The organism is Streptomyces sp. LE64, assembly GCF_052606915.1.
In genome coordinates this window covers 3,033,082-3,055,958 of the sequence record NZ_CP199708.1, presented here as the reverse complement: position 1 = coordinate 3,055,958, position 22,877 = coordinate 3,033,082, and the positions used below count along the sequence as shown (strand labels likewise).

Below are 22,877 nucleotides of genomic sequence, written 5' to 3'. Positions count from 1 at the left end.
CCGTAGGCTGATCCGCATGAACACGACGGGAGCCCCGCACACCGACCCCGGCCGGGCCGTGCGCACCTGGCGGGCGCTGGCCCAGGGGGCGGTGCTCCTCGACGGCTTCCACGCCGTCAAGCACGCCCTCCGCTTCGGTGCCCGGCTGCCGGTCGCCCTGACCGCCGACCGGGCCGCGGTGCTGGCCCTCGCCGCCGACCTGGCCCCCGATGTGGTCGACCCCCTGGGCGCCCTGCTGGTGGAGGTCGAGGAGGCCGAACTCCGCACCCTCGTCCCGCGCCTGCACCCCACCGCCGTCGCCGCCCTGGCGGACCGCCCGTCCCGCGCCGCGCACCTCGCAGCCCTGGCCCGGCTGCCCCGCACCTCCCCCGTGATCGTCCTCGACCAGCCCCGCAACCTGGGCAACGCCGGCGCGGTGATCCGGTTGGCCGCGGGGTTCGGGGCGACCGGGGTGGTCACCACGGGCACCCTCGACCCCTGGCACCCCACCGTGGTGCGCGGCGGCGCCGGGCTCCACTTCGCCACCGCCGTCGAACGGGTGGACGAGGTGGCGGAACTCCCGGCGGGGCCGCTGTTCGCCCTGGACGCCGAGGGCGAGGACCTCCGGGACGTCACCCTTCCCGATGACGCGGTCCTCGCCTTCGGCTCCGAACGCACCGGGCTCTCCGCCCCGTTGCGGGCCCGCGCCGACCGGCTGCTCTCGCTGCCGATGAACCCGCGCGTCTCCAGCTACAACCTCGCCACCAGTGTGGCGATGACGCTGTTCCACTGGTCGACCCGGTCCGTTCGAAAGACGACGTGACGATCGCACAACCGTCTCGTTGTACCCGGTGCGCGAGGACCGTCGAGCAGTGAGGTGGACGAGTTCTCCAGGGGTGCCGGTCCGCCCGTGAGGCCCCGTCCGGGGCGGGCGGCCGGCGATGGCCAAGCGATGGGTAGCGGGTGGGTCCTTGCGCGCGGGGTCGGCAACGGCCCCCGTCCGTCCCCGGGTTCCCGAAGGGGGCGTACGCCGTCATGCCGCGCGCCCTCGGAAGAGGGCCCCGTGAAAGGCCCACGATGACGTACACCGAAGAGTCCCTGCTGGACTCCCGCGCCGTCCGCGCCGCCCTCGCCGACCGGGTGCACGCCCTGACCGCGGTCAAGCCGCTGCCGTTGCTCCCCGACGGGCGACTGACCACGGCCGCGATGCTCGCCGACTACTTCGAGGTGGACGCCGTGCTGTTGCGCCGCGTCGTCCGCAGACACGCCGAGGAACTCGCCGACTTCGACCACCGACAGCTCCGGGGGGCCGAGTTGAGGGAGTTCCTCGCGGCGAACCTGCCGGAACGCGGGGTGGGCGCCCGCACCATCGCCGTCTTCACCCCGCGCACCGCCCTGGTGCTCGCGATGCTGCTGCGCTCCAGCGCGGTCGCCCGTCGGGTGCGCTCCGCGCTGCTCGCCTCCCTGCCCGGGCCGGCCGGCCACGGCCGGGACGGGGAGCCCGTCCCCGGACTCGCCCTCACCACCGTCCCGTTCCCGTTGACCGACGACCCGGTGCGGGTGGTGATGGTCGACGGCGAGCCCTGGTTCGCCCTGGCCGACGTGTGCCGGGTGCTGGGCATCAAGAACCCGCGTGAGGCCCGTCGGAAGGCGGATCCGCTGGACATCAGGTTGCTGGACTTGAGGGTAGGTACCGTCACTATTGATGACGGTACCTTTGTTTCCGCAGATCAGAGCGTGTACTCACATGACCCACATCAGCTGAACCTGATCAGCGAGACCGGTCTGTACACCCTGGTGCTCCGTTCCCGGAAGCCCGCCGCGATCCCGTTCCAACGCTGGGTGACGGCCGAACTGTTGCCGTCGATCCGACGGGGGGACACCGATCTCGGTCAGCAGCATACACGCATGGCGGGGAACCTGGCCGAAGCCGTGGGCCGACGGCTCCACGTCCTCGCCGACATCGAGGGCCCGGAGGCCGGGATCACCGTGCTGTCGGACGGGACGGTGCACTGCCGCCACGGTCGGATGGAGTGGTGCGTGCCGGAGCCGGCGGCGGACAGCGGGCCGCCCTACGGGCCGTACTTCCGTTGTACGGCGGTGGAACGGGTCGGCATCGGGGGCAGCCGGGCCCTGCGCCCCTGCGGCACGGTCAAGTTCGCCGACGTGGTGCGGTGGTCCGCGCGGACGGCGCGGGAGGGCGAACCGGAGGCCCGGGACCGCGCGGCGGACGCACCGCCGGAGCAACCCGCCGGGGCGGGGCTGCTGCTGACGGTCGGGGACCTCCGGGTGCAGGGCTCGCCGGAGCAGATCGCCCGGGTGTTGCGGGAGTTGGGCGTGGCGCCCCCGCGCAGCCGGTAGTGGGTCGCAAGTGGGTCGGTACCCTCACTCACGTCTACGGTACCTGGTTCTCCCAGGTCAGGGCCTTGCCCCGCGACCCACAACCCTTCGGCCCCCGCCGGTGGGTGGCTCCGGGCCACCCCTCGGGTCCACCCACCGGCGCCGGGCCTCACACCGTGCCCCGCACCTCCACCGTCCGGAAGCGGTCGGCGACGAACGCGCCGTCGCAGAGGGCGGCGTTCGCCGCGGGGTTGCCGCCGGTGCCGTGGAAGTCGGAGAAGGCGGCGGTCTGGTTGACGTAGACGCCGCCGGTGAGGTTGAGGGAGAGGTTCGCGGACTCCTCCAGGCAGACCTCCTCCACGTCCCGCGCCACCGCCGGGGAGGTGGTGTACGCGCCGACCGTCAGCGCGCCCTTCTCGCGGAGGGTGCGGCGCAGCAACTCCAGGGAGGCGGCCGTCGAGTCGGTGGCGACGACGAAGGCCACCGGGCCGAAGCACTCGCTGAGGTAGGGGGGTTCCGCGGCGGCCCCGGCGGCGTCCACGGCGATCAGGGCCGGGGTGCGGACCACCGCGTCGGGGAAGTCGGGGTGGGCGACCGGGCGGGAGGCGAGGGCCACCTCGCCGAGGGTCGGAGCGGCGTCCAGCCGGGCCCGCACCTCCGGGTTGACCAGTGCCCCGAGCAGGGCGTTCGCCCGGGCCTCGTCGCCGAGGAGGCCGTCCACGGCCCGCGCGAGGTCGGCCACCACCTCGGCGTGCTCCTTGGGGCCGGCGTCGGTGGTGATGCCCTCGCGCGGGATCAGCAGGTTCTGCGGGGTGGTGCACATCTGGCCGCTGTAGAGGGAGAGGGAGAAGGCCAGGTTGGCGAGCATGCCCCGGTAGTCGTCGGTCGAGTCGACGACGACGGTGTTGACGCCGGCCTTCTCGGTGTAGACCCGGGCCTGGCGGGCGTGGGTCTCCAGCCAGTCGCCGAACGCGGTGGAGCCGGTGTAGTCGATGATCCTGACCTCGGGGCGCAGGGCCAGGGTCTTCGCCAGGCCCTCGCCGGGGCGCTCGGCGGCCAGGGCGACCAGGTCGGGGGCGAAGCCGGCCTCGGCGAGCACCTCGCGGGCCACCCGGACGGTGAGGGCCAGCGGGAGCACCGCGCGGGGGTGGGGCTTGACGAGGACGGCGTTGCCGGTGGCGAGGGAGGCGAACAGCCCGGGGTAGCCGTTCCAGGTGGGGAAGGTGTTGCAGCCGATGACCAGGGCGACGCCCCGGCCGGCCGGGGTGAACCGCTTGGTCAGGGTCAGCGGGTCCCGCTTGCCCTGCGGCTTGGTCCACTCGGCTGCGGCGGGGACGCGGACCTGCTCGGCGTAGGCGTAGGCGACGGCCTCCAGCCCGCGGTCCTGGGCGTGCGGGCCGCCGGCCTGGAAGGCCATCGTGAACGCCTGGCCGCTGGTGTGCATGACGGCGTGGGCGAACTCGTGGCTGCGGGCGTTGATCCGGGCGAGGACCTCCAGGCAGACCGCGGCGCGCAGTTCGGGGCCTGCGGCGCGCCAGTCGGCCAGGCCCGCCCGCATGGCGGGGAGCAGGACGTCCGGGTCGGGGTGGGGGTACTCGATGCCGAGGTCGATGCCGTAGGGCGAGGTCTCCGGGCCGACCCAGTCGTCGGTGCCGGGCTGGTCGAGGGCGAAGCGGGTGCCGAGGAGGGCCTCGAAGGCGGCCTGCCCCTCTGCCGGGCCCGGGCCGCCGTCCTGGCCGTAGGCCCTGGGGTGTTCGGGGTGCGGGGACCAGTACGCGCGGGTCCGGATCGCTTCGAGGGCCCGGTCCAGCACGGGGCGGCGGGCGAGGAGCAGGGGGTGCGGGGCGGCGGGGGCCTGGGGTTCGGTGGACGTGTCGGCGGACATGGGACCAACTCCTCCTCGGGGTCGGCTTCGGCTCGGCCGGCGAACTGGGCAGGATCGGGCGGACAGGGCTAGAGTAACCGAACGATCGGTCGGTACAAGGGGTCCGGCGGAGCCGTGGCCGACCCGGTGCGGAAGGATCTGCGAGCATGACGACTATCGACCGCAGCACCCCGGTGGCGGTGGTGGGGACCGGCACGATGGGGCAGGGCATCGCCCAGGTCGCTTCCGTCGCCGGGCACCCCGTGCTGCTGCACGACGCCGAACCCGGCCGGGCGGTGGCGGCGGTGACCGCGATCGGCGACCGACTGGCCCGACTGGTCGCCAAGGGGCGCCTGAGCACGGCCGACCGGGACGCGGCGCTGGACCGGCTGGAGCCAGTCGGCTCGCTGCGGGAGCTGGCCGGCGCGCAGGTGGTGGTGGAGGCGGTGCAGGAGCGGCTGGACGTCAAACAGCGGATGCTGCGCGAGCTGGAGGCGGTGGTGGGGTACGACTGCCTGTTGGCCACCAACACCTCCTCGCTGTCGGTGACGGCCATCGCCGGGCCGCTGCGGGCGCCGGGACGGCTGGTGGGGCTGCACTTCTTCAACCCGGCGCCGCTGCTGCCGCTGGTGGAGGTGGTCTCCGGCACCGCCACCGACTTCTCCTCCGCGACCCGCGCCTACGAACTGGCCCGCGGCTGGGGCAAGACCCCGGTGGCCTGCGCGGACACCCCGGGGTTCATCGTCAACCGCATCGCCCGGCCCTTCTACGCCGAGGCGTTCGCCGTGTACGAGTACCAGGGCGCCGACCCGGCCACCATCGACGCCGTGCTGCGCGAGTGCGGCGGCTTCCGGATGGGCGCCTTCGAACTCACCGACCTGATCGGACAGGACGTCAACGAGACCGTCACCCACGCGGTGTGGGAGGCGCTCTTCCGGGACGTGAAGTTCACCCCCTCGCTCGCCCAGCGCCGCTTGGTCGAGTCGGGCGCCCTGGGCCGCAAGGCGGGCCGCGGGTGGTACGAGTACGGGGAGGGTGCCGAGCGTCCCGAACCGCACACCGCGGAACCGGTGCCGCCGCCCGCGCACGTGGTCGTCGAGGGCGACCTGGGGCCGGCCGCCGACCTGCTGGACCTGATACGGGCGGCGGGCATCCCGGTGCGCGAGGAGGACGAGGACCACGGGACCCGGCTGGTGCTGCCCGGCGGCGGGCAACTGGCGCTGGCGGACGGGCAGACCTCCGTGGAGTTCCGGGACGTCGTCTACTTCGACCTGGCCCTGGACTACCGCAGCGCCACCCGCATCGCGCTGGCCGCCTCCCAGGACACCTCGCCGCGCACCCTGCGCGAGGCCACCGGGCTGTTCCAGGCGCTCGGCAAGGACGTGAGCGTCATCGGTGACGTGCCCGGCATGATCGTGGCGCGCACGGTGGCCCGGCTGATCGACCTGGCCGTGGACGCCGTCGCCCGGGGCCTGGCCACCGAGGAGGACGTGGACACCGCCATGCGGCTGGGCGTCAACTACCCCCTGGGCCCCTTCGAGTGGAGCCGCAAGCTGGGGCGCAGTTGGGCGCACTCCCTCCTGGACGACCTGCACCTGCGCGACCCTTCGGGCCGCTACGCGCCGTCGCTGGCGCTCTACCGTCACGCCTACGCCTCCGAGAACCGGGAGTCCGCCCCATGACCGCCGTCAAGCGCGACACGTACACGCCCGAGTCCCTGCTCGCCGTCGCGGTGACCGTCTTCAACGAGCGGGGCTACGACGGCACCTCCATGGAGCACCTGTCCAAGGCTGCCGGGATCTCCAAGTCCTCCATCTACCACCACGTCTCCGGCAAGGAGGAGCTGTTGCGCCGGGCCGTCAGCCGGGCCCTGGACCGGCTCTTCGGCATCCTCGACGAGGAGCGGGCGCGCACCGGGCGCGCGGTGGAGCGCCTGGAGCACGTCACCCGGCGCATGGTGGAGGTGCTGATAGACGAGCTGCCCTACGTGACGCTGCTGCTGCGGGTGCGCGGCAACACCGACACCGAGCGGTGGGCCCTGGAGCGCCGGCGGGAGTTCGACCACCGGGTCGCCGAGCTGCTCCGGGCCGCCGTGGTCGACGGCGAGGTCCGCAGCGACATGGAGGTCCGGCTGGCCACCCGACTGCTCTTCGGCATGATCAACTCGATCGTGGAGTGGTACCGCCCCGACACCCGCGGCCAGGGCGACCGGGAGGTCTGCGAGGCCGTGGTGCGCCTGGTCTTCGAGGGGCTGCGCCGGCCGTCCTGAGCCGTCAGGGCTCCGGGTCGAGGTGGTCCTCCTCGAAGACCAGCAGGGTGCGGGTGCTCAGCACCTCGGGGATGGCCTGGAGCCGGGTGAGCACCAGTTCGCGCAGGGCCCGGTTGTCCGCGGAGTGCACCAGCAGCAGCACGTCGAAGTCGCCGCTGACCAGGGCGATGTGGGCGGCGCCCGGCAGTGCGCGCAGCTGCTCGCGCACGGTGCGCCAGGAGTTCTGGACGATCTTCAGGGTGATGTAGGCGGAGGCGCCCTGGCCGGCGCGTTCGTGGTCGATGCGGGCGCCGAAGCCGCGGATGACCCCGTCGTCGAGGAGCCGGTTGATGCGGGCGTAGGCGTTCGCCCGGGAGACGTGGACCTGCTCCGCGACCGACCGTATCGACGCCCGACCGTCGGCCTGGAGGATCTGGAGGATGTCCCGGTCGATCCCGTCCAGCGGGCGCGGCGGGACGTAGGGCGGCGGGGCGGTGGGTGCGGGGGCGCCCGCACCCGGCTTCCCGCAGGTCCGGAGCTCCTCCTGGCCGGGCTCCGCCGGCGCTTCGGGTCCCTCGGGTCCGTGGACCATTCGTTCGGTTGCCATGCCCCCCGCCTCCCCGCCATGGACGTCCTGCACCCATCCCAGGCTGTGGAGAACCGTTTGTCCACAGCCCGAACGGGCCTGTAGCCAAAATGTGCCACTGACCGAACAATCGGTAGGGGAGGCGCGTGTCCGTTCCGCGCGTCCCGACCGCTCCCCGCGGGGAGCCCGTCGCCGTCGACAAGGAGGTGCACGCGTGAACGTCAACAGTCACGGCACACCGGTCATGGACCAGCACGGAGCACGGACCCCCGGCCCGCCCCCTGCGTGGACCCCGCTCACCGACCCCGCCCCGCTGCTGCCCGACCCGGTCCCGTACCGCGTGCTGGGCACGCCCGCCGGCCGTGAGGCGGACCCCGAGCTGCTGCGCACCCTGCACGCCGCCCTGGTGCGAGGCCGCCGCTACAACACCCAGGCCACCGCGCTCACCAAGCAGGGCCGGCTCGCCGTCTACCCGTCGAGCACCGGGCAGGAGGCGTGCCAGGTCGCCGCGGCCCACGCCCTCCAGGAGCGCGACTGGCTCTTCCCCAGCTACCGCGACACCCTCGCGGTCATCGCCCGCGGCGTCGACCCCGTGGAGGCGCTCACCCTGCTGCGCGGCGACTGGCACACCGGCTACGACCCCGTGGCGCACCGGGTGGCGCCGCTCTCCACCCCGCTGGCCACCCAGCTCCCGCACGCCGTGGGCCTCGCGCACGCGGCCCGGCTCCGGGGCGACGACGTGGTGGCGCTGGCGCTGGTCGGGGACGGCGGCACCAGCGAGGGCGACTTCCACGAGGCCCTGAACTTCGCCGCGGTGTGGCGGGCCCCGGTGGTCTTCCTGGTGCAGAACAACGGCTTCGCGATCTCCGTCCCGCTCGACCGGCAGACCGCGGCCCCCTCCCTCGCCCACAAGGCGGTCGGCTACGGGATGCGCGGCCGGCTGGTCGACGGCAACGACGTGCTGGCCGTCCACGAGGTCCTCGCCGAAGCGGTGCGCCGCGCCCGCGAGGGCGAGGGCCCGACCCTGGTCGAGGCCATCACCTACCGTGTCGACGCCCACACCAACGCCGACGACGCGGGCCGCTACCGCACCGACGCCGACGTCGAGGTCTGGCGCGCCCACGACCCCGTCGACCTGGCCGAACGGGAACTCACCGGCCGCGGACTGCTGGACGAGGCGGGCCTGGCCGCGGTGCGCGAGGAGGCCGAGGCGATGGCCGCGGAGCTGCGCGCCCGACTGAACCGGGACCCGGTGCTCGACCCCGGGGAGCTCTTCGCGCACGTCTACGCCGAACCCACCCCCCAACTGCGCGAGCAGGCCGAGCAGCTGCGGGAGGAACTCCGCGCCGCGGACCCGGCGGCCGACGAACGACCGGACCCGCCCGGCGAGGGCGAGCACGAGGTGTGGAAGGAGACCGCACGATGAGCGCCGCCCCCGTCGCCGCCAAGCCCGCGACCATGGCCCAGGCCCTCAGCCGGGCCCTGCGGGACGCCCTGGCCGAGGATCCGACCGTGCACGTCATGGGGGAGGACGTCGGCACCCTCGGCGGGGTCTTCCGGATCACCGACGGGCTCGCCGCCGAGTTCGGCGAGCAGCGCTGCGCCGACACCCCGCTCGCCGAGGCCGGCATCCTCGGCACCGCCGTGGGCATGGCCATGTACGGGCTCCGCCCGGTCGTCGAGATGCAGTTCGACGCCTTCGCCTACCCGGCGTTCGAGCAACTCGTCTCGCACGTCGCACGGATGCGCAACCGCACCCGCGGGGCCCTGGCGCTGCCGCTCACCATCCGGGTGCCCTACGGCGGCGGCATCGGTGGCGTGGAGCACCACAGCGACTCCTCCGAGGCGTACTACCTGGCCACCCCGGGGCTGCACGTGGTCACCCCGGCCACCGTGGCGGACGCCTACGGCCTGCTGCGGGCCGCCATCGCCTCCGACGACCCGGTCCTCTTCCTGGAGCCGAAGCGGCTGTACTGGTCCAAGGCCGCCTGGAACCCGGACCGCCCCGCAGCCGTTGAACCCCTGGGACGCGCGGTGGTGCGGCGCACGGGTCGCAGCGCCACGCTCCTGACGTACGGGCCGTCCGTCCCGGTCTGCCTGGAGGCGGCCGAGGCGGCGCAGGCCGAGGGCTGGGAGCTGGAGGTGGTGGACCTGCGTTCCCTGGTCCCGTTCGACGACGAGACGGTGTGCGCCTCGGTGCGCCGCACCGGTCGGGCCGTCGTCGTCCACGAGGCGGGCGGCTTCGGCGGACCGGGCGGCGAGATCGCGGCGCGGGTCACCGAGCGCTGTTTCCATTACCTTGAGGCACCAGTACTGCGTGTGGCCGGGTTCGACATCCCGTATCCGCCGCCGATGCTCGAACGGCACCACCTGCCGGGCGTCGACCGGATCCTGGACGCCGTGGCCCGACTTCAGTGGGAGGCGGAGGGCTGATGGCACAGGTGCTGGAGTTCAGGTTGCCGGACCTGGGTGAGGGACTGACCGAGGCGGAGATCGTCCGCTGGCTGGTCAGGGTGGGCGAGGTCGTCGCCGTCGACCAACCGGTGGTCGAGGTCGAGACCGCCAAGGCGAGGGTCGAGGTGCCCTGCCCCTACGCCGGCGTGGTCACCGCCCGCTTCGGCGAGGAGGGCACGGAGCTGCCCGTGGGCGCCCCGCTGATCACCGTCGCGGTGGGCGCCAAGGCCCCGCGGCCGGTCGAGGCGCCCGAGGCCGGGGAGGCCGCCGGGGCGGCTCCCCCCGCCACCGAGGCGCCGCTGTCCGCCGCCACCGGCGGCGACGGGACCTCGGGCAACGTCCTGGTCGGCTACGGCACCGCGGCCGCCCCCGCCCGTCGACGCCGGGTGCGCAGGTCCCTGCTCGGCGCCGGCCCGGCCCCGGTGCGGCCGCCCGAGGTCGCCCTCCCCTCGCCGGCCCGCGGCGAACCGGAGGAGCCGGTGCGCGGCGAGGGTCCCGTCCCGGTGATCTCGCCCCTGGTGCGCAGGCTCGCCCGGGAACACGGCATCGACCTCATGGAGCTGGCCGGCTCCGGACCCGACGGACTGATCCTCCGCGCCGACGTGGAGTACGCCGTCCGCGCCCGGGGCAGGCGCGCCCCCGAGGACCCCGCGCCGGCCGCGGGCATCCCCACGCCCCCGCCGTCCCGGGCGGCCGACCCCGCCTCCGTGGAGCGCGCCGCTTCCGGCGGGGAACGACCCGGCGCCACCCGGGTGCCGCTGCGCGGGGTACGGGGCGCGGTCGCCGACAAGCTGGTGCGCAGCCGCCGCGAGATACCCGAGGCGACCGTCTGGGTCGACGCCGACGCCACCGAGCTGTTGCGCACCCGGGCGGCGATGAACGAGGCGGGCGGCCCGCCGATCTCCCTGCTGGCGCTCCTCGCCCGGATCTGCGTCGCCGGGCTCGCCCGGCACCCCGAGCTGAACGCCACCGTCGACCAGGAGGCCCGCGAGATCGTCCGCCTGGACGCGGTGCACCTCGGCTTCGCCGCGCAGACCCCGCGCGGCCTGGTCGTGCCCGTGGTGAAGGACGCCCACGCGCACACCACGCAGTCCCTCAGCGAGGAGGTCGCCCGGCTCACCGAGTCCGCCCGCTCGGGCGGGCTCGGGCCCGCACAGCTGACGGGTGGCACGTTTACGCTCAACAACTACGGGGTCTTCGGCGTCGACGGCTCCACCCCGATCATCAACCACCCCGAAGCGGCCATGCTGGGCGTCGGGCGGATCATCCCGCGGCCCTGGGTCCACGAGGGGGAGTTGGCCGTCCGTCAGGTCGTCGAGCTGACCCTCACCTTCGACCACCGGGTCTGCGACGGCGGCACCGCGGGCGGATTCCTCCGCTTCGTCGCCGACTGCGTGGAACGGCCCGCCGTCCTGTTGCGCATCCTCTGAACCGGTACCGGGCCGTCCGCCCACCCCCGGGGCGGCACGGTTCCGGCCACCGCCCATACTCATGGGGTGACTGCGCACGAGGGCGCCCATGACGCCGTGGTCCTCGCCGGGGGTGCCGCCCGTCGCCTCGGCGGCGCCGACAAGCCGGGGGTACGGGTGGGGGGCCGCACCCTGCTCGACCGGGTCCTCGCGGCCTGCGCCGGTGCGCGGACCACCGTCGTGGTCGCGGACCCCCGCCCCACCGAACGGCCCGTGCGGTGGGCACGGGAGGAACCGGCCGGGGCCGGACCGCTGGCCGCGCTGGAGGCGGGTCTGCGCCACACCACCGCCCCGATCACCCTGGCCCTCTCCGCCGACCTGCCGTTCCTCACCGCCACCACGGTGCGCGGACTCCTCGCCGCCCTGGACGCCGGACCGGTCGACGCGGTGCTCCTCACCGACGCCACCGGCCGGGAACAACCGCTGGTCGCCGCCTACCGGACCACGGCCCTGCGCCGTGCGCTCGCCGCCCACGCACACCGTCACGGCGGTCTGGCCGGGCTGCCGTTGCGCCCCCTGCTGGCCCGGCTCCGCACCGGCCGGCTCCCCGACCCCCTCGCCTCCTTCGACTGCGACACCTGGGAGGACATCGCCTCGGCCCGGGCCCGCATCAGGGAGCATGGGCGGGTGCTGGACGAATGGATGACCGCGGTCACGGACGAACTCGGCATCGACCTCGACGTCGACACCGCGCTACTGCTCGATCTCGCCCGGGACGCCGCCCACGGGGTGGCGCGGCCCGCGGCACCCCTGACGACGTTCCTGGTCGGCTACGCGGCGGCCCGCGCCGGCGGCGGCCCCGACGCGGTGGCCGAGGCCGCACGTCGTGCCACCGCACTGGCCGCCCGCTGGGCGGAGGAACCCACCACCGCCCCGGAGGCCCCGGCCCGCACCACCGACGACGGGCCCGATGCCGCATGAGCACCATCGACCCGCCGTCAGCCGACGACCACCTGGCCCTGTACGAGGCCCTCACCCGCCCGCCGGCGGAACCCGACCGGCACCGCCCCGTGCCCCCGCGGCCCGCGGGACCCGGCACCGACCCGGACGACGCCGCCCTTGACTGGCCGGCCGCCCGTCGCCGCGCCGAGGCCGCGGGGGCCGCCGCCCGCCGGGCCCGCCCCGCCGTCACCCTCCCGCTGCACACCGCCACCGGGCTGGTCCTCGCCGAACCGCTCACCGCCCTGACCGACCTCCCGCCCTTCGACACCGCCGCCATGGACGGCTGGGCGGTCTCCGGACCGGCCCCCTGGGCCGTCCGGGACACCGGGGTCCTCGCCGGTGCGGGCACCGAGGAACCCCTCACCGACGGCGAGGCCGTGCCGATCGCCACCGGCGCCCGGATCCCGGCGGAGACCACCGCAGTGCTCCGCACCGAGCACGCCCGCACCGACCACCACGGACGCCTCCACCCGAACCGGATCGTCACCCAGGGCCAGGACATCCGCGCCCGGGGCCAGGAGTGCCGCCGGGACGACCCCCTGCTGCCGGCCGGCGCCCTGGTCACCCCGGCCGCCCTCGGCCTGGCCGCCGCCGCCGGGTACGACGCACTCGACGTGCTGCCCCGCCCCACCGCGGAGGTGTTCGTCCTCGGCGACGAACTGCTGCGCGAGGGCCTGCCGCACGACGGGTTGATCAGGGACGCCCTGGGCCCGCTGCTCCCCCCGTGGCTGACCGCCCTGGGGGCGGAGGTCACCGGACTCCGCCACCTCGGCGACGACGCCACCGCCCTCTACGCCGCGGTGGCCTCCGCCACCGCCGATGTGGTCCTCACCACCGGCGGCACCGCCGCCGGCCCCGTCGACCACGTCCACGACACCCTCGACCGGCTGGACGCCACCCTCCTGGTCGACGGGGTGCGGGTGCGCCCCGGCCACCCGATGCTGCTCGCCCGGTTCCCCGCCCCCACCAGTGGTCGCACCCGCTTCCTGGTCGGTCTGCCCGGCAATCCGCTCGCCGCGGTGGCCGGACTACTGACCCTCGCGGAACCCCTGCTCCGCACCCTCGCGGGGCGCGGCTCACCCGAGCCGTATCCGGCCCGGCTGCGGGAGACGGTGCCCGGGCACCCGGAGGACACCCGACTCGTCCCGGTGACCCTGGACGGGGAGTCCGCCCTGCCCCTGCACTACGGCGGGCCGGCGATGCTCCGGGGCCTCGCCGCCGCGGACGGCCTCGCCGTCGTCCCGCCCGGGGACGGTCGGGCGGGACAGGAACTGGAGATCCTCGACCTTCCCTGGTCCATGTCCGCACTTGGGGTGTGTTTCACGTGAAACTTCCGGGCCAAGACGCGATCGCCCGTCAGGCCGACGAACATCTGGTGACCGGCCGGATCAAGCTGCCGAAGAGGGTGGTGGAACGCCCGCTGCGGCAGGTCGCCCAGCGTCTGCTGATGGCCCTGATGGTGCTCGTCGGCACCTCCTTCATCGTGTACGTCGACCGGGCCGGGTACGGGGACAACTCCGACGGCTCGGTGGACCTGTTGGACGCCTTCTACTACGCCACCGTCACCCTCTCCACCACCGGATACGGTGACATCACCCCGGTGAGCGACGGCGCCCGGCTCACCAACATCCTCGTCATCACCCCGCTCCGGGTGGTGTTCCTGATCATCCTGGTCGGTACGACCCTGGAAGTGCTCACCGAGCGCACCCGGGAGGAGTGGCGGCTCAACCGCTGGAGGTCCAACTTGCGTGACCACACCGTCATCGTGGGCTTCGGCACCAAGGGTCGCTCGGCGGTGCAGACCGTCTGCGCAACCGGGCTGAAGAAGGACCACGTGGTGGTCGTCGACCCCTCCGTCCGGGTGATCGAGGCGGCTACCGCCGAGGGGTACGTCGGGGTGATCGGCGACGCCACCCGCAGCGACGTGCTGCTGCGCGCCGAGGTGCAGAAGGCACGTCAGATCATCATCGCCACCCAACGAGACGACACCGCGGTCCTGGTGACCCTCACCGCCCGCCAACTGAACCGGGGCGCCAAGATCGTGGCGGCGGTGCGCGAGGAGGAGAACGCCCCGCTGCTCCGGCAGTCGGGCGCCGACGCCGTCATCACCAGCGCCAGCGCCGCCGGTCGGCTCCTCGGCCTCTCGGTGCTGAGCCCCAGCGCGGGCCGGGTGATGGAGGACCTCATCCACCAGGGCAGCGGGCTCGACATCGTTGAACGGCCGGTCATAAAGGCCGAGGTCGGACTCACCGCCCGGGAGACCGAGGACCTGGTGGTCAGCGTGGTCCGCGGCCACCGCGTGCTCGGCTACGACGACCCCTCCCTCGGCCCGCTCCAGCTGACCGACCGCCTGATCACCATCGTCCGCGCCTCCCCGCGGGTGCCCGCGGAGCCCCGGCAGCAGCCGGGGGGCTGACCGCACCGGTGAAGGCCCGTCAGCCGCTGCCTCAGTCCTCCACATAGGCGGCGATCATCTCCCGTGGGGCATCTGCCCGGCGGCGGTCCTCCTGCTGCACGCGCAGCGCCTCGTCGGCTGCTCGTAGGCGGGCCACTGCGGCGGGTTCACCGTCCACTAGGTGTATTGCCCCGGGAGGTTGTGGACGGGTGATGTAGGTCTCGGCTGAGGCGTCTTGAATGGGTGAGGGCCTTCCGGGTTCGGTGTGGATTGCGATGTCTACACCGATCAGCAGAAGGCCCTCATGCCCCACCGTAATGCACCCCTGACCGAGACCGGACGGCTGCGGTTGGCCCGCTGTGTGGTCGAGGACGGCTGGCCGCTGCGGCGGGCCGCCGAACGCTTCCAGGTCTCACCGACCACGGCTCAGCGGTGGGCGGCCCGCTACCAGGCCCTGGGCGAGTCCGGGATGAACGACCGCTCCTCCCGCCCGCACCACAGTCCCGGACGGACACCGACACGGACCGAGCGCCGGATCATCAAGGTTCGCCTCGCGCGGCGGTGGGGACCTGCCCGCATCGCGCATCTGCTGGGTCTGGTGCCCTCGACCGTCCATCGCGTCCTGACCCGGTTCGGCCTGGCCCGGCTCACGCATCTGGACCGGGCCACCGGGACCGTCATACGCCGCTACGAACGCGACCGGCCCGGCGAACTCGTGCACGTGGACATCAAGAAGCTCGGGAACATCCCCGACGGCGGCGGCCACAAGACCCTCGGCCGCCAGGCGGGCCGGAAAACCAAGTCCGGCGTCGGCTACCAGTACATCCACACCGCCGTCGACGACCACTCCCGCCTGGCCTACAGCGAGATCCACGCCGATGAGAGGAAGGAAACCGCCACCGCCTTCTGGGCCAGAGCACAGGCCTACTACGCCGACGTCGGCATCACCGTCGAGCGTGTCCTGACCGACAACGGCTCCTGCTACAAGTCCCACGCCTGGCGCGACCTGCTCGCGGCGGCCGGGATCACCCACAAGCGAACCCGGCCCTACCGCCCGCAGACCAACGGCAAAGTCGAACGCCTCAACCGCACCCTCCTGGACGAGTGGGCCTACGCCCGCCCCTACCAGTCAGAAGCAGAACGCCGGGCAGCGTTCCCACAGTGGCTCCACACCTACAATCACCACCGCGGACACACCGCACTCGCAGGCAAACCACCCGCCAGCCGCGTCCCTAACCTCACAGGGCAATACAACTAGGTCATCGACCACCGCTGGGGTGAGGAGGTCCAGGCATTCGGTGAACAGTCGACGGGTTGCCGACGACGGCGGGTTCGGTGAGGCTCTAGCCGACGACGGTGTCGTGCTGGACGAGGAGCGCCACGTCGGGGGCGATGCCGACGCGGGCCTGCAAGGGCTCGTCGAGGACGGCGAGGTCGCGCAGGTTGATCAGCACGGAGTCATCGGGCCCGCGGCACACCACGGTGCACATCTCGTGCCGGAAGTCCCGGACTTCGTCCGCGCGCAGCCCGCCGGGGCGCACGGGAGGCAGGGAGGGAAGTCGATCGGAGGTCTCGCCGTACGCAGAGGCGTACGGCAACTGGAGTTCGGCGCCGACCAACATCCGGGCGGTCCGGTCGAACCGGAAGACGTCGGGTGTGTCCCACAACCAGTGTTGGCTGCCGAAGGTGTCCAGGGCGGAGCGTTCTCGCTCCTTCACGTTCGCGTAGTCCACGAGGCACACCGAATCACCCGTGAAGCGAGGGGTGAAGGTGAGAGGGTGGCCCGTCACCGTGCGTGGCACGCCAGCCGCCGTCGAGCAATAGGTTACTGATCATCAATACCTCATCTGATCTGCACTCCGGGAACCGTGCAGTCGTGGCTGAGCCCGGGCCGGTTGCTCACGGATTCCCCTCGCTGGGCTCGTCGAGGTAGATATCGACCAGGGAGGAGATGATCTCCAGGAGTGTGTCCGCCCGGTGCCGGTCCCCGCGCTGATCGTGCAGGGCTTCATTGACGGCTCGAAGACGGGCCGAGGCTGCTGGTTCACCGTCCATTACCTCGTAGATCAGTGGTGTGGTGATCAGGTTCATGCACTCGGTGAACAACCGACGGATGCTGATGGACGGCGGCGCCGGGTCGGGATCGGCGTGCGGGTTCGTCAGATACCTCGCGGGGTCGGCAATGCTCCAGCCGACGACACTGTTGTGCTGGACGAGGAGGGCCACGTCGGGGGCGATGCCGATACGAGCCTGCAAGGGCTCGTCCAGAACATCGAGATCGCGCAGACAGGTCAGCTCCGTGTCTCCCGGAGCACGGCAGAGCACCGTAGCGGGATTTTGTCGAAAGTCCTGTATCTCCTCTGCGAGGAGGCCGCCCGGGCGCACCGTGGGCACGGTGGGAACCCGTTTGGATTCCTCAACAGTGGCGGAATTCTCCAGCACTTGGAACTCGAACCCAACGAGTTTTCGGCTGGTTGGGGAGAACCTGAGGATGTCCCGAAAATCGGACAGGGATTCCTGGCTGCCGAAGGTGTCCCGGAAGAACTGATCCCGCTCTACCACGTTTGCGTATCTGACGACATGGATGGACGTGCCGAAGAAACGAGGCGCAAGATGCAGCGGTTCATCCGTAACCGTCGCATGCCAGTCGTCGTCAAAAGTCAATCTCATGGATGATGCCGCCTTACCTGATCTGCTTACCAGAGGCCATGAAGCCATCCTTGGTTGGAATCCTGCCACTCACGACATCGTCGTGAGTGATGGGTGCCCCGGGGTCTGTGGGATTACCTCCGAGCGCTGTCGCGCCGGATTCGCCCTTGATTCCTGATGGTCCGTACGCTGTGATGGCCTGACCGGATCTGGAGCCGACTCCTTCGGTAACGACCAAGTCTTCACCCTGTCGGAAGAGTAGTCTTCCCGCCGATCCCGTCGAAAGGTAGACAGCATCCGGATTCTTCAGGACTTCCAGTACTCGCTCATCCGTGAAGCCGTGCCTAGTGTCCCCATGGTAATCGCGATGTTTCCGGAAATTTCCGTCCGCCGCCCTCTCGATGATCTCGTCCACTGCTTTCAGGGTCCGTTGTTGAGCCCTTTCCTCCCTCGTGTACTTGGGCATGAGCCCGTGCGGATCGCACCCGCTGTGCGGGTTGTCCACATAGGCGACCGGATTCGGCGCCGGGGCCAGGCCGAGGGGGTCCGGGGAGGTGTAGCGGCCGGTTTCGGGGTCGTAGTGGCGGAAGTGGTTGTAGTGGAGGCCGGTTTCGGGGTCGTAGTACTGGCCGGGGAAGCGCAGCGGGGTGTAGGTGCTGCTGTCGCGGGCCCAGGCGGTGGTGCCCCAGAGGGTGGAGCGGGTCCGCCAGGCGATGTCGCCGGATTCGTCGACCAGTTCGGTGGGGGTGCCGATGAGGTCGGTGGCGATGGCGAAGAACCGGCGGTCGATCTCCTGTTGCCGGTCGTCGGCGGTGAGGATGCGCTCGGTCTGGGCGAGGGGGACGAGGTCCCGGTGGTCCCAGGTGAGGGCGACGGTGTGAGGCTGTCCGGGCTGGTGGCCGGTCTGTTCGCACAGGGTGAGGCCGTCCCAGGTGAACCGGATCTCCTCGGTCACGCTCTCGCCGTCGGCGGCCAGGCGTTGTTTGGCGGTGCGGCGGCCGAGGGGGTCGTAGCGGTATCGCCAGCGGGTGCCGTCGGGGGTGGTCACGGAGGTGAGGCGGTTCTCCGTGTCCCATGCGTAGCGCCAGGTGTCGGGCTTGCGGGAGAGCCGGGTCTTCTGGCGCAGGGTGACCCGGCCGAGGGCGTCGTGTTCGAAGCGGACGCCCCCGGCCCGGGTGATCGTGGTGCCGGTGTAGGCGCGCTCGCCGGTGGCTTCGTGGCCAGGGTGGCGGGACGGCCAGGACGCGCTGGTCTGGTTGCCGGCCGCGTCGTAGGCGTACCGCTCCGTCCAGCCCTCGGCGTGGACGGCGGTGATCCGTCCGGTCCGGTCGAGGTCGAAGGTGCGGGTGCCGGAGAGTCGGTCCGCCACGGAGAGCAGGTGGCCGTCGGCACGGTAGGCGTAGGAACGGCTGTTGAGGGTGCGCGCCCCGGCGCTGATGCGGTGTTCGGCCAGGCGTCCGGCCTCGTCCCAGGTCGAGGACAGGGTGATCGTGCCGCCGACGGTGCGGGTGAGTTCCCGGCCGGCGGCGTCGTGGGTGAAGTCGATGCCGTGCCCGCCGGTGGTCAGGCGCCCGGGCCGACCGCCGGGGTCGTAGGCGTAGGACGTGACGTGACCGGTGGGGGTGGTGCGGCGGGTGCGGCGGCCCAGGGCGTCGTAGGCGTAGACGGTGGCACGCCCGTCGACGAGTTCGGTCTTGACGTTGCCCCGGCGGTCGTACTGGTAGCGGAGTTCGCCGTCGGGCCCGACCGCCTCCAGCAGACGTCCGGCACGGTCGTGGGCGTAGGTCGTCACCCGGCCGTCGACGTCCTTGCGGACCACCTGGCCGAGCCGGTCCCGTTCGAACGCGATGGTGCCGCCGAGCGCGTCGGTGCGCGCGGCGAGCCGGCCGGCGGCGTCCATGCGGTAGGTGAGGGTGCGTCCGTCGAAGTCGGTTTCGGAGACGGTGTTGCCGGCGCCGTCGTACGTGTAGTCCCAGGTCAGCCCCTGTGGATTGGTGACGCGGGTGAGCTGGAGGTCCGCGTCGTGCTCGAACTCGTAGCGGACGCCGTCCGGCCCGGTGCGGGCCAGGGGCAGGTCGAAGTGGGTGTACTCGAAGCAGGAGACGCCACCGGAGGCGTCGGTGTGGGTGAGGCAGTTGCCCTCGCCGTCGTAGGTCCACGCCTCGGTCGTGCCGTCGGGTGCGGTGCGCCGGGCGAGTTGGCCGTCGGCGTTCCACGCGAAGTGGGTGACCCCTCCCGTCGGGTCGGTGGTCCGGACCGGGCGGCCGAGGGCGTCGCGGTCCGTGCGGGTGACGCCTCCGGACGGGTCGGTCACTGCCCGGGGCAGCCCCGACGCGTCGCACACCACGTGCGTCGTGGCCCCGAGGGCGTCGGTGACGGAGGTGAGTCGGCCGGCGTCGTCGTAGGCGTGACGGGTGGTGGCGCCCGCCGGATCGGTGACGGTCGTGCGGTTGCCGCGTTCGTCGTACGTGTGGACCGTCCGGGTGCCGTCCGGGCCGTGGACCTCCACCGGAAGCCCGAACGGGCCGCGCACGGTCCGCAGTTCGCTGCCGTCGGGGCGGGTGGCGGAGACGAGCCGGCCGTCCTCGTCGTAGGAGAAGGACGTGGTGTTGCCCAGGGGGTCCGTGCGGCTCAGGGGATTGCCGCGCGGGTCGTAGGTGAACCGGGTGGTGTGGCCCAGCGGGTCGGTGAGCGCCAGCAGACGGCAGCGGGGGCCGAACAGGTGCCGGGTCGTGTGCCCGGACGCGGTGGTGAGGGTGGTGGTGTGGTGGCCGGTCTCCGGGTCCGGATCGGTGTAGGCCAGGGCGATCTGGACGTGGCCGGCCTCGCCGCCCTCCGCCACGACGCGATCGCGGTCGTCGTAGAGGTAGTCGTAACGGCTGTCGTTGGAGTCGATCCAGGCGGTGACCCGACGGCGGTCGTCGTAGACGAAGGTGGTGGTGGCCCCGGACGGCTTGGTGACGGTGGTGAGGTCGCCGTTCGTGTACCCGTAGCTCATCAGGGGGAGGTCGGCGCCGGCCTCACCGGCACCGACCAGGGACAGACCGGATATCAGCCCGTCGGTGACGGACAGCTTCAGGTGGTGGCCCGCCGAGTGGACCAGCGCGGTCGGCACACCGCTGTCGGTGCGGTCGACGGTGAGGGAGTGGCCGTTCCGCTCGGTGATGCCGGAGAGCCAGGCGCGGCCGTCCTCCCCCGGTTCGCCTTCGGTCGGGGCGGTGAAGTGGAAGGTGAGGCCGCTGTCGGCGGCGGTGACCGTGTAGTGGCCGTCGGCGTCACGGGCCAACAGGGTGCGGGCGCCGCCCGTCGCCGGCTCCGTGGGAGCGCCCGGCACGGGGTGCGGGTACGGGATCAGGAGTCCTTCGGCGGTCACGTGCAGGACACCGAGCGCGTCGATCTCCAGCCGCTCGTCGACGGTGGAGGTCCAGGCGGGCCCCAGGAAGCGGCCCACCGCGCAACCGGACTCGGTGCGGCGGGTGAAGACCAGCGGCAGGATGCCCGGCAGCGCGACGTCGGTCTGGGGGAGGAACATCCGGCCGGTGGCGAGGTCGACCGGGTCGCCGCCCTTCTTGCGGTCGCCGTCCGCGGTGTTGTGGGCGCCGTCGGGGTCGTCGTCGACCAGCTTGCGCGCCTTCGCGGCGTCGGCGGCGTTCTCGGCGACGCGCACCGCCTTGACCGCGGCGCCGCCGCCGGCGGTGGCCGCGGTCAGCGCGACGTCCGGCAGCAGCCGGCCGAAGCCCTCGTAGGGGTCCCGCATGAAGTCGCTGATCATCTGCTTGCCCGTGCCCACCGGGTCGTTGGCGGCGATCACCACCCCGGCGGCCAGGCTGTTGAGGTTGGTCGCGTACTCGGCGGGGTGCGTGATGTTGTACGGGTCCAGGGGGTTGATCCCGCGGACGAAGTTCAGCAGTCCCGCGGTGCCCTTGATCAGGCCGCTGCCGACGTGCTCCCGCATGATCTGCAGTTCCTGGAACCCGTCGCCCGCCTGCTGTGCGTAGGAGGGTTTCGCGGGAGCCAGGTCCCGGGCGGCGCGGACCGCGGTACGCGCCGTCTCCGCGGCCGTGTTCCGCTGCTTGCGGGCTTCGGCGAGGATGTCCTGGGCGTCCTGCATCAGCTTCTTGCCCGGGTCGTCGAAGGTCGGAGCAGGGCACGGCGGCAGGGTGGACGGGTCGCGCTGGTCGGCGGGCCGGGCGTTGTAGCGGTCGGCCGCCCTGTTGTAGTCGTCGACCTTCTTGCGGTGGGCGTCCGCGGCGTCCCGGGAGGCCGCGGTGCCTTCCTTCCACTTGTCGATCGCCACCTGTGCCCGCCCCTGTGCCCAGGTGACCGTGCCGGCGAAGCCCTCCATCGCGGCCGCGGCCTTCTCGCACGCGTCGGCCCCGGCGAACCACTTGGGCGGCTGGGTGCTCACCGCGGTCCGCAGCGCCTCGGCCGCCTCGCCCTTCAGTTCGGTGGACTTCAGGCCCCTGAGCCCTTCGCCGGCGTCGTCGAACGCGGCGCGGAAGGCGCGGAGCTTCGTGGCCGTGGAGCGGATCTCGGCGGCACTGCCGTGGACCAGCTTGGTCTTGTCCTCGGTCTGCCCGAGGTCCATCTCGTCGACCTCGGCGCCCATCCGGTTGGCGACGGAGCGGGACTGCTCCCGCACCCACTCCGAACCGGATTCCCAACCGACGTCGTCCAGGCGGTCGGCGGTCCAGTTCCCTGCGTCCTCCACCCGGTTGCCGACCCACTCCGCACCGTCCTCGACCGCGTTCTCGATCGAGTCGGGCGTGATGTCACTGAGGAAGTCGCCCACACCCATGGTCAGTTCCCCCCGGACTCACCCGGTTGCTCGGCCTGCCGGGCGCGTTCCTGGGGCGAGGGGCCGAAGGCGTCGTCCAGCCCCCGCTCCCACTGCCCGTCGGACACGCCGAAGGCGTCCTTGAGCGCCTCCGCCTGCTGCCCGCCCCGGCCCTCGGTGAGGACGGTGCGGCCGGTGTCCTGCCAGGTCTGCCCCATCTCCTGACCGGCCCGCTCCCACGACTGCCCGCTCCACTCCGGCTCCAGGGCGTCCGGCGTGAACACCTCGCCCCAGTCCTGCCGGGCGATGTCCTCCTCCGAGGCGTACGGACTGCCGCCCATCACGGAGTTGACGCCCACCTTCAACGCTCCCTCCACGTAACTGTCGTGTTCCCACTGGGTGCCCGCGGCCAGGCCCAGGCGGTTCGCGAGCGCGCTGGCATCGGCGACCAAGGCCCGCACGCCCCACTCCCAGCGCTCGCAGAAGTCCTCGAAGTCGGCCGACAGGCCGTGATGGCCGACCTCCATCCCGGTCATCGACAACTCCGAGAAGCCCTTGCCCATCACCGAACCCGTGGCCCCGCCGAGTTCGCCGAGCCCGTCGATCGTCGCGCCCACGCCCTGCGTGAACTTCGCGACGGACGCCTTGTCGAACCGCAGGTCCGCCCCGTCACCGGCCATTCCCGTGCTCCTCCTCCGCCTCGACGTCCACGGCCGCACCGTCCCCGACGACGCCGACCACCGGCGGGAAGAACATCGACCCGTCCTCGGTCGCGATGTCCACCGCCAGCCCGGCGGGCTCTCCCAAGGACGGCACCACCTCGTCCACGATCCGCGCGCCCCGCAACGCGGCGTACTCCACGGGCCGTCCACCGGACGCGTGGCGCAGCGCGAAGCGGGCCAAGGCGGTCTCGTCGGTGAACCCGCAGATCCACCGCACCCCGCCCGACCGCGTCGACCAGAGCCCTCCACCGGCCGTCGGCACCAGGAGGATCGAGCGCCGCATCTCACCGACCAACGCGCGCGGGTCACCGAGACCCCTCCTCCGCTCCGCGATCCGTTCGGCGAGCGCTGTCCTCGGCTGCTCCACCACACCATCCCCCCTCCGGGCCGGCCCGTCGTCCGTGGGAGGGACGCCTCGGCGGCGCGCAGGGTTCCCGGCCGCCGCCCCGCCC

General features: G+C 72.7%; 18 protein-coding genes. 11 read left to right on the top strand and 7 right to left on the bottom strand.

All coding sequences use genetic code 11. The annotated features are described in order from the left end of the window. Positions 1-16: 16 nt before the first annotated feature. Complete coding sequence (locus tag ACSMX9_RS13860) at positions 17-802, top strand: TrmH family RNA methyltransferase (protein WP_445402632.1); 786 nt, start codon at positions 17-19, stop codon at positions 800-802. 254 nt (positions 803-1,056) lie between these two features. Next, positions 1,057-2,340: a BRO-N domain-containing protein gene (locus tag ACSMX9_RS13855; protein WP_445402631.1), complete on the top strand. Its 1,284-nt coding sequence runs from the start codon at positions 1,057-1,059 to the stop codon at positions 2,338-2,340. A gap of 148 nt (positions 2,341-2,488) precedes the next feature. Here the strand turns inward: ACSMX9_RS13855 and paaN are convergent, their stop codons facing one another. After that, positions 2,489-4,204 carry a phenylacetic acid degradation protein PaaN gene (paaN, locus tag ACSMX9_RS13850; RefSeq protein ID WP_445402630.1) on the bottom strand — a complete coding sequence of 572 codons (1,716 nt, stop codon included), beginning with the start codon at positions 4,202-4,204 and terminating at the stop codon, positions 2,489-2,491. 146 nt (positions 4,205-4,350) lie between these two features. On the opposite strand from paaN, the gene ACSMX9_RS13845 reads away from it, so the two are divergent. After that, entirely contained in the window at positions 4,351-5,865 is a 1,515-nt protein-coding gene (locus tag ACSMX9_RS13845) for a 3-hydroxyacyl-CoA dehydrogenase (RefSeq protein ID WP_445402629.1), read from the top strand. Beyond that, positions 5,862-6,452, top strand: a complete 591-nt coding sequence (locus ACSMX9_RS13840; protein ID WP_445402628.1) for a TetR/AcrR family transcriptional regulator — start codon at positions 5,862-5,864, stop codon at positions 6,450-6,452. The genes ACSMX9_RS13845 and ACSMX9_RS13840 overlap by 4 nt, the downstream gene beginning before the upstream one ends. A 4-nt stretch (positions 6,453-6,456) precedes the next feature. On the opposite strand, the gene ACSMX9_RS13835 is transcribed toward ACSMX9_RS13840, so the two are convergent. Next, positions 6,457-7,038, bottom strand: coding sequence for an Lrp/AsnC family transcriptional regulator (locus tag ACSMX9_RS13835; protein ID WP_445402627.1), 582 nt, complete (start codon positions 7,036-7,038; stop codon positions 6,457-6,459). A 223-nt stretch (positions 7,039-7,261) separates the two neighbouring features. Here ACSMX9_RS13835 and pdhA point away from each other — a divergent pair, with 223 nt between their 5' ends. The 7 genes from pdhA to ACSMX9_RS13800 all read left to right on the top strand — a co-directional run bounded on the left by pdhA (position 7,262) and on the right by ACSMX9_RS13800 (position 15,535). Then, positions 7,262-8,443: a pyruvate dehydrogenase (acetyl-transferring) E1 component subunit alpha gene (gene pdhA / locus ACSMX9_RS13830; RefSeq protein ID WP_445402986.1), complete on the top strand. Its 1,182-nt coding sequence runs from the start codon at positions 7,262-7,264 to the stop codon at positions 8,441-8,443. Then, complete coding sequence (locus tag ACSMX9_RS13825) at positions 8,440-9,450, top strand: alpha-ketoacid dehydrogenase subunit beta (protein WP_445402626.1); 1,011 nt, start codon at positions 8,440-8,442, stop codon at positions 9,448-9,450. Before pdhA ends, ACSMX9_RS13825 begins: the two co-directional genes overlap by 4 nt. After that, positions 9,450-10,901, top strand: a complete 1,452-nt coding sequence (locus ACSMX9_RS13820) for a dihydrolipoamide acetyltransferase family protein (RefSeq protein ID WP_445402625.1) — start codon at positions 9,450-9,452, stop codon at positions 10,899-10,901. The genes ACSMX9_RS13825 and ACSMX9_RS13820 overlap by 1 nt, the downstream gene beginning before the upstream one ends. Before the next feature lie 66 nt (positions 10,902-10,967). Beyond that, complete coding sequence (locus tag ACSMX9_RS13815; RefSeq protein WP_445402624.1) at positions 10,968-11,861, top strand: NTP transferase domain-containing protein; 894 nt, start codon at positions 10,968-10,970, stop codon at positions 11,859-11,861. Beyond that, positions 11,858-13,210: a molybdopterin molybdotransferase MoeA gene (locus tag ACSMX9_RS13810; protein ID WP_445402623.1), complete on the top strand. Its 1,353-nt coding sequence runs from the start codon at positions 11,858-11,860 to the stop codon at positions 13,208-13,210. The genes ACSMX9_RS13815 and ACSMX9_RS13810 overlap by 4 nt, the downstream gene beginning before the upstream one ends. After that, a complete protein-coding gene (locus tag ACSMX9_RS13805) occupies positions 13,198-14,298 on the top strand; it encodes a potassium channel family protein (protein ID WP_445402622.1) in 1,101 nt (366 codons plus the stop codon). Before ACSMX9_RS13810 ends, ACSMX9_RS13805 begins: the two co-directional genes overlap by 13 nt. Positions 14,299-14,581: 283 nt before the next feature. Then, the gene (locus ACSMX9_RS13800) at positions 14,582-15,535 is read left to right on the top strand and encodes an IS481 family transposase (RefSeq protein WP_445402425.1); all 954 of its coding nucleotides are present in this window, start codon (positions 14,582-14,584) and stop codon (positions 15,533-15,535) included. Between the two features lie 85 nt (positions 15,536-15,620). Here ACSMX9_RS13800 and ACSMX9_RS13795 read toward each other — a convergent pair whose 3' ends face one another. The 5 genes from ACSMX9_RS13795 to ACSMX9_RS13775 form a co-directional block, all read right to left on the bottom strand. Next, the gene (locus tag ACSMX9_RS13795; RefSeq protein ID WP_445402621.1) at positions 15,621-16,010 is read right to left on the bottom strand and encodes a hypothetical protein; all 390 of its coding nucleotides are present in this window, start codon (positions 16,008-16,010) and stop codon (positions 15,621-15,623) included. A 166-nt stretch (positions 16,011-16,176) separates the two neighbouring features. Continuing rightward, positions 16,177-16,947, bottom strand: coding sequence for a hypothetical protein (locus tag ACSMX9_RS13790; RefSeq protein WP_445402620.1), 771 nt, complete (start codon positions 16,945-16,947; stop codon positions 16,177-16,179). Positions 16,948-16,960: 13 nt separating this feature from the next. Next, positions 16,961-21,724 (bottom strand): putative T7SS-secreted protein, encoded by a 4,764-nt coding sequence (locus tag ACSMX9_RS13785; RefSeq protein WP_445402619.1) that lies wholly within the window; start codon positions 21,722-21,724, stop codon positions 16,961-16,963. A 2-nt stretch (positions 21,725-21,726) separates the two neighbouring features. Next, positions 21,727-22,383, bottom strand: a complete 657-nt coding sequence (locus tag ACSMX9_RS13780) for a hypothetical protein (RefSeq protein ID WP_445402618.1) — start codon at positions 22,381-22,383, stop codon at positions 21,727-21,729. After that, a complete protein-coding gene (locus ACSMX9_RS13775; RefSeq protein WP_445402617.1) occupies positions 22,373-22,792 on the bottom strand; it encodes a hypothetical protein in 420 nt (139 codons plus the stop codon). The genes ACSMX9_RS13780 and ACSMX9_RS13775 overlap by 11 nt, the downstream gene beginning before the upstream one ends. Positions 22,793-22,877 lie beyond the last annotated feature (85 nt).

Coding starts and splice junctions, on each gene's coding strand:
- ACSMX9_RS13835 (WP_445402627.1), bottom strand. CDS start 7,038: ATGGCAACCGAACGAATGGTCCACGGACCCGAGGGACCCGAAGCGCCG.
- ACSMX9_RS13800 (WP_445402425.1), top strand. CDS start 14,582: ATGCCCCACCGTAATGCACCCCTGACCGAGACCGGACGGCTGCGGTTG.
- ACSMX9_RS13855 (WP_445402631.1), top strand. CDS start 1,057: ATGACGTACACCGAAGAGTCCCTGCTGGACTCCCGCGCCGTCCGCGCC.
- ACSMX9_RS13860 (WP_445402632.1), top strand. CDS start 17: ATGAACACGACGGGAGCCCCGCACACCGACCCCGGCCGGGCCGTGCGC.
- ACSMX9_RS13845 (WP_445402629.1), top strand. CDS start 4,351: ATGACGACTATCGACCGCAGCACCCCGGTGGCGGTGGTGGGGACCGGC.
- pdhA (WP_445402986.1), top strand. CDS start 7,262: ATGGACCAGCACGGAGCACGGACCCCCGGCCCGCCCCCTGCGTGGACC.
- ACSMX9_RS13810 (WP_445402623.1), top strand. CDS start 11,858: ATGAGCACCATCGACCCGCCGTCAGCCGACGACCACCTGGCCCTGTAC.
- ACSMX9_RS13790 (WP_445402620.1), bottom strand. CDS start 16,947: ATGAGATTGACTTTTGACGACGACTGGCATGCGACGGTTACGGATGAA.
- ACSMX9_RS13825 (WP_445402626.1), top strand. CDS start 8,440: ATGAGCGCCGCCCCCGTCGCCGCCAAGCCCGCGACCATGGCCCAGGCC.
- ACSMX9_RS13780 (WP_445402618.1), bottom strand. CDS start 22,383: ATGGCCGGTGACGGGGCGGACCTGCGGTTCGACAAGGCGTCCGTCGCG.
- ACSMX9_RS13840 (WP_445402628.1), top strand. CDS start 5,862: ATGACCGCCGTCAAGCGCGACACGTACACGCCCGAGTCCCTGCTCGCC.
- ACSMX9_RS13820 (WP_445402625.1), top strand. CDS start 9,450: ATGGCACAGGTGCTGGAGTTCAGGTTGCCGGACCTGGGTGAGGGACTG.
- paaN (WP_445402630.1), bottom strand. CDS start 4,204: ATGTCCGCCGACACGTCCACCGAACCCCAGGCCCCCGCCGCCCCGCAC.
- ACSMX9_RS13785 (WP_445402619.1), bottom strand. CDS start 21,724: ATGGGTGTGGGCGACTTCCTCAGTGACATCACGCCCGACTCGATCGAG.